The 11393-nt window shown below is 70.1% G+C and carries 7 protein-coding genes; 5 read left to right on the top strand and 2 right to left on the bottom strand.

Annotated elements, in window-relative coordinates; translation table 11 throughout:
* Positions 1-60: 60 nt before the first annotated feature.
* Both ACERIM_RS06065 and ACERIM_RS06060 read left to right on the top strand, forming a co-directional pair.
* The gene (locus ACERIM_RS06065; RefSeq protein WP_373631728.1) at positions 61-477 is read left to right on the top strand and encodes a hypothetical protein; all 417 of its coding nucleotides are present in this window, start codon (positions 61-63) and stop codon (positions 475-477) included.
* Between the two features lie 148 nt (positions 478-625).
* The gene (locus ACERIM_RS06060) at positions 626-985 is read left to right on the top strand and encodes a hypothetical protein (protein WP_373631727.1); all 360 of its coding nucleotides are present in this window, start codon (positions 626-628) and stop codon (positions 983-985) included.
* Positions 986-1144: 159 nt separating this feature from the next.
* Here ACERIM_RS06060 and ACERIM_RS06055 read toward each other — a convergent pair whose 3' ends face one another.
* On the bottom strand, positions 1145-1549 hold the full coding sequence (locus tag ACERIM_RS06055) for a CBS domain-containing protein (RefSeq protein ID WP_006180811.1): 405 nt from the start codon (positions 1547-1549) through the stop codon (positions 1145-1147).
* Positions 1550-1687: 138 nt separating this feature from the next.
* Between ACERIM_RS06055 and ACERIM_RS06050 the strand changes: the two genes are divergently transcribed.
* Genes ACERIM_RS06050 through ACERIM_RS06040 form a run of 3 tightly spaced genes read left to right on the top strand, consistent with a single transcriptional unit; the run spans position 1688 to position 8724 of the window.
* Positions 1688-3952 carry a hypothetical protein gene (locus tag ACERIM_RS06050; protein WP_373631726.1) on the top strand — a complete coding sequence of 755 codons (2265 nt, stop codon included), beginning with the start codon at positions 1688-1690 and terminating at the stop codon, positions 3950-3952.
* Positions 3945-4973: a hypothetical protein gene (locus ACERIM_RS06045; RefSeq protein ID WP_373631725.1), complete on the top strand. Its 1029-nt coding sequence runs from the start codon at positions 3945-3947 to the stop codon at positions 4971-4973. The genes ACERIM_RS06050 and ACERIM_RS06045 overlap by 8 nt, the downstream gene beginning before the upstream one ends.
* A complete protein-coding gene (locus tag ACERIM_RS06040; protein ID WP_373631724.1) occupies positions 4966-8724 on the top strand; it encodes a UvrD-helicase domain-containing protein in 3759 nt (1252 codons plus the stop codon). Before ACERIM_RS06045 ends, ACERIM_RS06040 begins: the two co-directional genes overlap by 8 nt.
* 27 nt (positions 8725-8751) lie before the next feature.
* Here the strand turns inward: ACERIM_RS06040 and folP are convergent, their stop codons facing one another.
* Positions 8752-11271 carry a dihydropteroate synthase gene (gene folP, locus ACERIM_RS06035; RefSeq protein ID WP_373631723.1) on the bottom strand — a complete coding sequence of 840 codons (2520 nt, stop codon included), beginning with the start codon at positions 11269-11271 and terminating at the stop codon, positions 8752-8754.
* Between the last annotated feature and the right edge of the window lie 122 nt (positions 11272-11393).

The following is an 11393-nucleotide window of genomic DNA, read 5'->3' as shown; positions in this document are numbered from 1 at the left end:
CGCTCGCTCGGCACTCGACAGCGAACAGTATAACTGCGTTCCGTCGGAACCGCTCGAGCGATGAATCGATTGAAGACCGTCGTTCGCCGCGGGTTCACCGGCGGCGGCGTCGCGACCCTGTTGTTGGCCGGACTGTTCGTCGTCGGTGGCGAGCCGGGCGCAGTCTCGACGCTGGTTCCGGCCGGGTGGCTCGGTGCTGTCGGCGTCACGCTCTTCCTTGCAGGGACGCGAGAGCGACTCGCGATTGCCGGACGCACCGTCGGCTGGCCCCGCGTGGCCGCGGTCGGCATCTGTCTGCTCGCCGTGGGCTGTGGCGGGTTCGGCCTCACCCAACTCGGCGCGTTCGCCGTCGGAAGCGTGCCGTGGCTGCTCACGGCCGCACTAACCGTCTTCGCGGTGGGGTATTTCGGCTGGTTCGCCCGCGAATGCTGGACCGGCGGGCGGCTGTTGGACGCGGAGATCTTCGCGGTCGAGTGACGGGAGAGCCACAGCGGCGGGTCGTACCGGCTGTCGGTCTCGGGCCTGCCCGTTCACGATGCCGTCGTCGCCGTCGGTCCTTCGTGGCGCAACTTTCGGAGTGACGACCGGGCGTACAGCCAAGGGGACGGACGGTCAACCCCAGGACATGGGAGAGAACGAGACACACACTGACGAACCGCCGGCGACCGAGGAGGCGCGGACGGACTCGTTCGACCTCGAGGACGCCGAGCGGGTCCGGATCGGCGTCACGCGGGGCGAACTCGACCTCGAGATGGGGCCGCCGCGGGAGTATCCCGAGCGGGCCGATATCTCGGTGCGGCCCGAAGCGAAGGACCGCCACCGAGTCGTGCTGAGCATCGACGCGATGGCGGGGGACCACGCGACCGGCCACGCGGACGTCGAGTTGACGCCGACGGAGGCGCGGCGGTTGCGGGAACGACTGGGCGAGGTCGTCCGCTGGATGACCGAGGACGACGCGCCCGGGGACGAGGTCGACTCGTCGTAACGGACACGGGACTCGGCTCGCCCGTCGGGCATGGACCGCCGACCGGCACTCGTATGGCTGGTCGGCGGATGACGGCTACGAGTGGTATGAAAAGCTGTACGCCGGAGCGACGCATCGGGAGCGACGACCGGAGAGTCCGTCGGAGCCCGAACCGGGGGGCTACTCGGGACTCGGCTCCTGTACCCGCGAGATGTAGCCGGCCAAGTCCGATGTCGTGACCATTCCGATGACGCCCTCGTCCTCGTCGACGACGGGGATATGGTGGAAGCCGCGTTCGACCATCACGTCGGCGGCGTCGCGGATGCTGTCCTGTGCCCCGACAGTGACGACATCCGTACTCATGTAGGTCGAAACCGGGGTCCGGTCCTTGGGCTTTCGCTCGGCGACGATCCGAACGAAGTCCGTCGTCGTCAGGATCCCCTCGAGCCGGTTGTCGTCGTCGACGACGACGACTGACCCGATCCCGTTGTCGAGCATCTCGCCCGCGGCGTCCTCGACGAGCGTATCCGGCGCGACCGTATAGACATCCGTTGACATGACTCGCGCGACGAAAATGTCTTCCATACCGTACGGTATTCGGTAGACAATATAAGAATTGTCGGACTGCGGAAGGCGTACGGAGCAGCCGAGCCGTCTCCGAGCGACCGGACGGGTGAGTGGCGCACATTTAAATACGAAATCGGCCATACAGGGTGACGTGTCATGCCGTCCTCGCCAACCCTCGAGGGAACGTGCAAACTCCTCCCCGAACCCGCGCCCAGCGACGCTCTCCTCGCGGCCGCCGCCGACGAGTACGCCGCCCTCGCCGCCGATCACGGCCCGCGGAACGTGCTGGTGCTGAAACGGCATCCGGCGGGCCTGGCGTCGCTGACCGAGGCGCTGGCCGACGCGCCCCTCGAGCGCGCCGATGGCCCCCGCTCGCCCCGCGTCGAGTCACTGCCGGAACACGCCTCCAAGACCATCGAGGCGTACGACCCGACCCTCGACCGCCTCGAGTACGAGGAACGCATCGAACTCATCTCGCTGGTGATCGACGGCGCGAGCCGCTCCGTCCCCGACTACCTCGAGCGCGCCGCCGACCACGAGGGGTTTTCCCGCGACGTGGGCCAGTTCCTGCTCGAGGCGACCCGCCAGCGGATCAGGCTCGCCAATCTCGACGACCCTCACGACTGTCTGGCTTTCCTCTACGCGATGAACGACCGGTTCCACGACGAACTCGCCGACCGGGGCTACGTCGAGCGGGCGGACGTGGTCCCGCGGGCGGTCGACCTGCTCGAGGCCGACGCGGACGGCCTGCGATCCCGCGTGACGGCCGCCTTCGACGCCGTACTTGCCGTCGAGTTCGAGGAGTACCGCCGGCTCGACCGCCGCTATCTCGCCGCGCTGTCGGCGGATGCCGATCTCGTCTGTCTCGGTGAACGCCACGCCAGCGTCGAGCGGACGCGGGTCGAGCCCGGAGGAGTCGCCGACATCGCGACCGAAGCCGGCCTCGAGGTCGAGTCGCTCGAGCCCCCGAGACCGAACGCCGACGGGCCGCCACACCGGGCGATCACGCGGTTCCTCGCGACCGGCGAGTCGCCGATTCGGAGCGTGGAACCGGACGACAGCAACGGACCGACGGCCGCCGACGCGACGGACGCGACGCCGGCCGGCCGGGCCCGACGGCTCCGGACCGAGACCACTCGTGAACAGACCCGGGCGGTCGCTACCGAGATCCAGTCGCTACGCGACCGCCACGGCTGGCCGTTCGACGAGTTCGCCGTCGCCGTCCCGCGGATCGAGCGCGTTCCCGAGACCAGACGGCGGCTCCGCGAGGCCGGCGTCCCGACGGCGACGATCGGCACTCCCTCGCTGGCCGAAGACCCCGCCGTCAACGAACTCTACGCGGTCGTTACCTGTCAGTGCGAGCGGGAACGGGACGGCGACGCACTCGAGCGGGCCGACGCCGATCCCGTCGACCCCGACCGGGACCGGTCCGATTCCCTGACTACGTCGTTGGATCGGCTCCGGGCCCGAGTGCCGGCGTTCTCGGCCGACCTGCTCGCCGAGACCGCCGGCTCGAGCGTCCGGCGTTCGCTCGAGCGCTGGATCCGGCGGACGGACCTCAAAGGGCGGATCGCCCGCGAGGAAGCGTGGGTCGACGCCCGTGAGGGCTACGAGGGTGTCCGCCGGGTTCTCGAGATCGCCGCGTTCGTCGAGGAGACGGACCTCGTGGGGCCGGACTGGCAGGGACTGCGCCGGATGCTCCGGCGGACGATCCAGTACGACGCGCCGTACGTGCATTCGGTCGAGACGCGGCCGCCGACCGGCGGCGTTACCGTCTGTGCCGTCGGCGACCTCAAATACGACTCGCGGCGGGCAGTGTTCCTACTCGATCTGACCGACGAGACCTATCCGGGCGAGCAGTTTCTCACCCAGCTGTTCCCCGGGGCGTGGCTCCGATCGATGCCGAGCTACCCCGCGGTCACCGACCCGTCGGTCGATGCCATCGCCGACACCTTCGCCACCGTCGACGCCGACGGCGTCGGCGACCGCTTCGAGACCTACCACGCACAGCGGTCCCGACGCCGGCTCGCACTCGGGGCTCGAGCCGCCGAACACGCTCTCTATCTGTGTTCCTACGAGCGGGGGTCGGGCGGCCTGCGCCGGACCCACGACGAGTCGCGGTACTTGCAACTGATCGACGCGACGCCGGGGCTCGCCCTCGAATCCGTCGACGCGACGGCCGGGGCGGCGGTCCACGGCGAGACTGATGCCGTCGAGGCGCTGCTTTCCCAGCCGCGGGGTGAACTCGAGCGGCTCCTCCGGGAGGCGAGTACGGGGGGTGAGGCCGACCTCGGCGAGACCGAGACGCTGTTCGAGGAGATCGCGGTCGTCCTCGACGACGGCGATATCGACCCGGAACTCGCCGAGGCGGTCCGGTCGCAGTTCGAATTCGCCGCGGGCGAGGTGGTCCGGAATGAGTAACGCCGACGCCGTTCCCACGCTCTCCGTCGAGGGGCTCCGGACCGGCCTCCGCTGTCCCCGCCAGTACGAGTTCGCCCACGTCCACGAACTCGAGGGCGAGGCGACGGTCGGCGACGACCGAGTCGACCTGCTGCGGACCGCCCTCTGTGATGCGCTCCGGAGCGGCGATGCGGACCGCGAGGCCCTCGAGTCGGTCGCCGCGGACCGGCTGGGTGCCTTGTGGGCCGACCACGACGAGCGCTTTCATTCGGCGACCCAGCGCCGCCACGAGCGGCGCGTCCTCGAGGCGACGGCCGCCGCGTACGTCGAGGCCGTCGGCATCGACCACGCCGCGGGGATCGAGCGACTCGAGGCCGAAGCGATCGGTGGCGAACTCGTCGGACCGGGGCTCCCGCTCTCGAGTACGCTTGAACTGTCCGAGCCGAGTCTCGAGACCGACGCGGTACGGGTCGACGCGACAGTCGACTACGTCACCGGCGACGGCTCGTCGCTCGTCGGCGTCCGGTTCGTGCCGACCGTCGCGCCGCTTGGCCTTCTCCGGTACCGATCGGACTGGGAGGGCGACGTCGCCGCTCTCTTTACCGACCACTTCGACCCCGAATCGGCGGCGTTCGACCCCGCCCCCGTCGGCGCGCTCCTCGAGACGGCCGTCGTCCTCGACGGCCTCCGCGGGCTCCGCGACCGGCTCGGACTGGGCGATCGGACCTGTCGCTACGTGCAGATTCCACTCGCCGATCGGTCGGGAACGGCAGTGAACTGGGTCCGCGACGACGTCGAGACGACCCTCGAGATCGTCGACCTGACCGACGGCTACGTCGATCACCACACCTTCGGGATGACCCACGAGCATCGCAACGAGACCGTCGACGACCGCCTCGCGGCGGTCGCCACCGAGCTGGTTTCGGGGCCATACGACCCCACGGCGCGGTGGGCGGCGATCGAGGACCACGCCTGCCCGACGTGTGAGTACACCGTCTGTTGTCAGGACTACATCGCTCGGGAGGTGGGATTCGATGGCTGAGGACCGCCGCAGCGGCCCCGACCGCGATCCGACGGACGGGCTCGAGTCCGGGACCGATCGCGGCACGACCCGAGCCGACGCCGGCGACGCGCCCGGCCACGCGTTCGCGGCCGGCGTCGACCCCAAGGGCAACCAGCGGGCCGTCATCGAGAGCGACGCGGCCTGTACCTCCGTCGACGCGGGGGCCGGGACCGGGAAGACGACGACGATGCTGTTGCGGATCGAACGCGCCATCGAGCGCGGCGACGTCGACCCCGAGGACGTCCTCGTGTTGACCTTCGCCAACGAGGCCGCCGCGAGCATCCGCGACGCGGTCGCCGAGCGGCTCTCGCCCGACGCCGCCGCGGCGATCGACGTCTACACCTACCACTCGTTCTGTTACCGGCTCGTCCGCGAGTACGCCTACTACCTCGGCTATGCGCCCGACTTCGAGGTCGTCACCGAGCGCAAGCGCCGCCGGATCGTCGGCCGCCTGCTCGCGAGCAACGACTACGACTTCGCGGCCGCCTCGGCCCGCCCGGACGAGGGGACGGCCGATCTCGCCGACGCGGTCGACGACTTTATCGCCGCGATGAGTCGGGAGGGGATCACCCCCGAGCGACTCCGGTCGGCGCTACCGCCGATCCGAACCCTCGAGCTGTGTGCCGAGTTCGTCCTCTGGCTCGAGCGGACCGCCGACGCGGAGCTGTCCTTCGACAACGAGGCGCTGCGGTGGTTCAACGACGAGGACCACCTCGAGACCGCCCGCGAGTCGCTGGTCGACTACGGCAAGCTCATCGAGTACTGCCGCGAGAAGATCGCCGAAGCGCCGGACGCCTTCCGGGCGGAGGACGTGGTTCGGGACATCGACGGCTATCTGCGGGCGCTCCAGACCTGCGTGACGAACGCGATCGAGGCGCTCGACCTCGCAGAGCCGACCACGAAACACCTCCCACGAGCGCTGTTCGGCAACGAGATCTGGGGGTCGGCCACGGAACGGCTCGAGCAAACCCCCTTCGGCCGGCTCAAACACTACGTCGAGTTCCTCCGGCTGGCCCGCCACTACACCGACGTCTACGCGGACTACCACGACCACCTCGAGGCCGAGCGGGCACTGGACTTCGACGAACTGGTGCGGACGGCGACGGACCTGCTGGACGATGACGCCGTCACCCCGGCAATCACCGGCCAGTGGACGCAGGTCTACTGTGACGAGTTCCAAGATACCGACGCGACCCAGTTTTCGTTACTGACCGAACTCACCGACGGCCCCGACCGGCCGGACCTGCTCGCGATCGGCGACAAGGACCAGGCCATCTACGGCTGGCGCGGCACCGACCGCGAGGGGCTCGACCGCCTGGCGACGACCGCGGCCGACCACCGCGGGATCGAACTCGAGCTCAACTTCCGCTCGCGCCAGGAGATCCTCGCGCTGACCAACGCCTGTGACTACGCCCACCAGTCCTCGAAGACGCTGCGCGAACACGGCCGGACCGAGGGGACCTACGACGAGGCCGACCCGCCGGATCGCGTCGTCAAAATCGAAAGCAACGAGATTCCCCAGTCGACGCCGGAACAGGTCGCGACGACGGTCTCGCGACTCCTCAATGGAGAGGCGGAAAACGTCCCCCAGCGCTCGCTGGGCGATCTCGCGGTCATCGTTCGAACTAACCGCCACGCCCAGGCGGTGGCTGACGAACTCCGGTCGCTGCGGATCCCCTACGAGGTGTCGGGCTCGCCGCGGGGCGAGGTCTCGCCCGGCCTGCAGACGGCGCTGTCGTACCTCCGGGTGCTGGTCGACCCGGGTGCGGACGCCCACCTCCGGCGCGTGTTACTCTATCGGTACCGGTTCTCCGAGAGCGATCTGGCGACGCTCCAGCGACGGGACGGCTCGCTGTACGACGCCGTGACCGCCGCCGAGCCATCGGCGCTCGATCTCGAGGCACCCGACCGACTCGAGACCGTCCGGGACCACCTCGCGATCCTCGAAGAGTACCGCGACGTCTATCCGCTGTCGGGGTTCGTGCGACGGTTCAGGGACGTGACCCGGCTCGAGTGGTTCTGTACGGGCGAGGAGCGATCGGAGTTCGACCGCATCGAGCGGTTCGTCGAGGCCTACGAGTCCGATGGCGTCGTCCAGTCGCTCTCGGGGGAGTTCGTGGACGCGCTCGCGGCGACGCTGCGAAGCGGCGGGGGCGACCGTACCCGGGGGAGCCACTCGGCGGACTGCGTCGACGTGATGACGGTCCATCAGGCCAAGGGACTGGAGTTCGACACCGTCCTCGTCCCCTTCCTCTCGGACGAGGAGTGGTGCGTCGAGGGCGACTACGCCGACCGCGCCCGGGACCGCCTGCTGGCGGCGACGCTCGATGACGACGTCGACTCGCCGCTGACGGCCGATCTGGCCGCCGACTCGGTCGCCGAGGAGTGGCGGGTCCTCCACGTCGCACTCACCCGCGCGGCGAATCACCTGTTCCTCTTTGGGTCCGAGTACGAGTACGACCCGGCCGACGGGCTCGCGGCCACGACCGCCGACGCCTGTCTGGCCGACGAGATCGCGTGGTCGGTGACCGGCCGGCGGATGGACCTCTGGTCGTCGCTGACCGAGAGCGTCGAGCAGGTCCGGGAGACCTACCCCGAAACCGTGGTCGACCGCACCGACGAGATCGCTGCCTCGGCCGGCGAGACACCCGGCACGATCACCTACTACGCCGGCTACGGCGACCGCCCCGTCGAACCCCTCGAGACCCGCGAGGCGGTCGAGACGGTCCACCGACTGGGCCGACAGCTCCGGGACGGCTCGCTGTTGCCCGCCGCCGACGCCGCGAGTCACGGCGGCCTCAAGGCGGACGCGGACGGCCAGGTGGTACCGAGCGGCCGCCGCCCGTCGGCGCTGACGACCGACACCGTCCGCTTCCCCGTCGAGACGCTCGCGACTGCGGCCGAACTGCCCGTCGCGATGCGACACAGCTACTCCGCGATAGACACCCACGAGACCTGTCCACGAAAGCACTATCTCGATCACGTCGTTCGGGCGTTCGACGATCCGCCGGCGACGGCGGAGCCGGCGGACAGGACAGTAGACGACACGGAGGGGACCGCGACGGAAACCGACGACGCGGCCTCTCGGCTCGTCGGCACCGTCTTCCACGACGTCGCCGAGGAGGCGTTCCACCGCGAGTACGACGGCCGCGAGGCCTGGCGCGAGGCCGCCGTCCGCCAGCTCACCGCGCGGGACCTGCTCGAACACCGCGAGCCCGTCCTCGCCTGTATCGACCGCTACTTCGCGGCGACCGCGCCCGCATACGACCGGCCGGTTGCCGACTGGGAGCCGCTGGCCGCGGAGCTGCCCTTCTCGCTCGAGGACGTCGCGGACGTGAGCGGGGACGTGGTCGGCTACGTCGACTCGGTCCGTCGGCTCCCCGACGGCGGGCTGGCCGTGCTGGACTACAAGGCCACCGCCGAGCGGATCGCGCCCGCGGACGCGGTCCAGTTGGCACTGTATCTGCGGGCCTGCAAGCAGCGGTTCGACGACCCGATCGCCGCGGTCGGCTACGTCTACGTCGGCGACGTCGACGACCCCCGCGTCGACCTGTTCGGCCCCGACGAACTGCCGGCCTGGGAGTCGGTCCTCGAGACGCTCGCGGCGGTCGACGAGCCCTCGTTCACGGAGACGACACCGGGCGACCACTGCCGACACTGTCCGCACCGGTCGCTGGGCTGTGGACCGGACGAGTGGACGCCGGATACGGGTGTTTCGGACGACGACTGAGGCTCGGACGGGCGGAAAAAGTAGCTCCTACGACCGCCAGTCGAACCGTTCCGGATCGTGCGCGGCCAGCGCCGTCCGGACCGCGGCAACGTTCTCGGTTACGTCGTGGACCCGGACGATGTCGGCCCCGCGATCCGCCGCGAGCGCCGTCGCCGCGACGGTCGCCTCGAGTCGCTCGCCGCCCTCGCGACCGACTTTGGCGAACATGGACTTGTGGGAGTGTCCGAAGAGGACGGGACAGCCAAGCGCCCGGAATTCGTCGATCCGGTCGAGGAGTTCGAAGTTCTCGGCGGCGGACTTGCCGAAGCCGATGCCGGGATCGACGATGATCTGCTCGCGGTCGAGGCCGGCCTTTTCGGCGAGCAACACGCGCTCGGAGAGCTGGTCGATCACGTCCGCGACCACGTCGTCGTAGTCGACATCGCGGTCGGGAACGACCGGTGCGTCGATGCTGTGCATCACGACCAGCCCCGCGTCGTGGTCGGCGGCGACGAACCGCATCTCGGGGTCCTCGAGCCCCGAGACGTCGTTGACGATGTCCGCGCCCGCGGAAAGCGCCGCGTCGGCGACCGCGGCGCGGCGCGTGTCGACGGAGATCCGGGCGTCGAGATCGGCGATCCGCTCGATGACGGGCACCACGCGCTCGAGTTCCTCGTCGACCGAAACCGGATCCGCACCGGGACGGGTCGACTCGCCGCCGATGTCGATGATATCGACGTCGTTCGCGACCATCGCCTCGGCACGGTCGACGGCGTCCTCGAGGGCGTCGTACTCGCCGCCGTCGTGGAAGCTGTCGGGCGTGACGTTCAGAATGCCCATGACGGCCGTCCGGTCGCCCCAGGGGAATCGGTGGCCCGCGTCGTCGCCTCGGGAGTCGTCCGCGGGACGGATCGTCGTCCGCGACTCGTCGCTCGCGTCGATCTCGAGGGTCGCCCGCAGTTCGCGGGCCACGTCGGCCAGCCCGTGGGGCCGCGAGCGGGCCTCGAGCGCCTCGACGAGGGATTCGAACTGCGCTACGGATCCCATCAGGACGGCGTCGACGGCCTCGTCGTCGCGCTCGAGGCCCGACAGGGCACACTCGCCGCCCAGCCGTAGCAGTTCCTCCTTGAGGACCGACGCCTGTCGGTCCCGCAGGGCCGTCCTGACGACCCGGTGGACGGCGTCGCCGTCCAGTCGCTCGACGTCGCCCGCCGCGACGTTGGCCTCCGCGAGGGCGTCGCGGGCGTCCGAGCGGTCCCGAATCCGTTTGGGGACGTCGGTGCGAGTCCACCGGGAGCGGGCCTCCGCGACCGCGAACAGCGAGCCGGTCACGAGGACGCAGTCGTCGGCGTCGGCGTCGGCCAGCGCGGTCGCCAGCGCGTCCTGAACGGCAGCCTCGGTCCGGACGCGGCCGGCACCGGCGTCGGCGAACGCCTCGGCGAGGACCGCCGGCTCCTCGGCCCGGTCCAGCGTCGGCTCGGTCGTCACGACCGAGGCCGGCGTCGGCAGGGCGGCGGCCATCTCGCGGTGGTCCTTGTCGTGCATCGCGCCGAAGACGAGGTGGAGGTCGTCGTAGTCGTACGTCTCGAGGGTCGCCGCGAGCCCCTCGCAGGCACCGGGGTTGTGCGCGCCGTCGAGGACGACCAGCGGCTCGGTATCCATCACCTCGAACCGGCCCGGCCAGTGGGCGCTGCGCAGACCGCGGGCGAGGTCGGTTTCGGAGACGTCACCGATCTGGCGGGCGAGGGCGGCCGCGATACCGGCGTTGACGGCCTGATGCTCGCCCAGCAGCGGAATTTCGGTCTCGAGGTCCCAGTCGTCGGCGTCGATCGAAACGGCGGCTTCGGTGTGGTTGGTCCGGCCGTCGTAGGCGACGTGGACGTCCGGCGCGGTGGGGTCCGACTCCCCCGCGGGTGAGGGGCCGACGGTGATCACGTCGCCGGCGACCTCGCGGACCGCCGCGAGCGCGTCTCCGGTCGTGCCGGTCACGAGCGGGGCCTCGCTCGGCGCGACGTGGGCCTTGTCGCGGGCGATCTCCGTGACGGTGTCGCCGAGGATCCCCGTGTGTTCCAGCGTAACGCTCGTGACCGCGCTGGCGACCGGATCGACGACGCTGGTGGCGTCGTACTTGCCGCCGATGCCGACCTCGAGGACCGCGATATCGACGTCCTCGCGGCCGAACTGCCACAGCGCCATGGCGGTCATCGTCTCGAAGAAGGTCGGCGACTCGCCGTCGGCACCGCGGGTCGTCACGTACTCGCGAGCGGTTTCGACGAACTCGCAGACGGCCGACCGGGGCATCTTCCGGCCGTCGATGCGGACGCGTTCGCGGAGGTCCTCGAGGTGTGGCGAGGTGTAGAGGCCGACGGAGTAGCCGGCCTCCCGCAGCGTGCGCTCGACCATTCGGGCCGTGCTTCCCTTCCCGTTGGAGCCGGCGATCTGGACGCAGTCGACGTCGTCGTGGGGGGTCCCGAGGTGGGCGAGTAGCCGGGCCGTCGACTCGGTGCCCGGCTTCGGGCGGAACCGACGCAGATCGAATAAGAAGTCCGCCGCCTCGTGATACTCCATACGAAACCACAGCACCCGGTCGTTTTAGAGTATTCCGTTCGCGGACCGCTCGCGTCGCCTCGAGGCGGCCGTTCCCGGCGGTCCGTGAACTCCCAGGACTGCACCAATATGTTCGGGGGAAG

The organism is Natrinema sp. H-ect1 (assembly GCF_041821105.1).
Lineage (GTDB): Archaea > Halobacteriota > Halobacteria > Halobacteriales > Natrialbaceae > Natrinema > Natrinema thermotolerans.
The sequence above is the reverse complement of the archived record's forward strand: the minus strand, read 5'-3'. Positions and strand labels throughout refer to the sequence as shown.

Bases quoted from the DNA above. Each gene is read 5' to 3' on its own strand.
- ACERIM_RS06065 (WP_373631728.1), top strand. From the start codon at position 61: ATGAATCGATTGAAGACCGTCGTTCGCCGCGGGTTCACCGGCGGCGGC.
- folP (WP_373631723.1), bottom strand. From the start codon at position 11,271: ATGGAGTATCACGAGGCGGCGGACTTCTTATTCGATCTGCGTCGGTTC.
- ACERIM_RS06050 (WP_373631726.1), top strand. From the start codon at position 1,688: ATGCCGTCCTCGCCAACCCTCGAGGGAACGTGCAAACTCCTCCCCGAA.
- ACERIM_RS06040 (WP_373631724.1), top strand. From the start codon at position 4,966: ATGGCTGAGGACCGCCGCAGCGGCCCCGACCGCGATCCGACGGACGGG.
- ACERIM_RS06045 (WP_373631725.1), top strand. From the start codon at position 3,945: ATGAGTAACGCCGACGCCGTTCCCACGCTCTCCGTCGAGGGGCTCCGG.
- ACERIM_RS06055 (WP_006180811.1), bottom strand. From the start codon at position 1,549: ATGGAAGACATTTTCGTCGCGCGAGTCATGTCAACGGATGTCTATACG.
- ACERIM_RS06060 (WP_373631727.1), top strand. From the start codon at position 626: ATGGGAGAGAACGAGACACACACTGACGAACCGCCGGCGACCGAGGAG.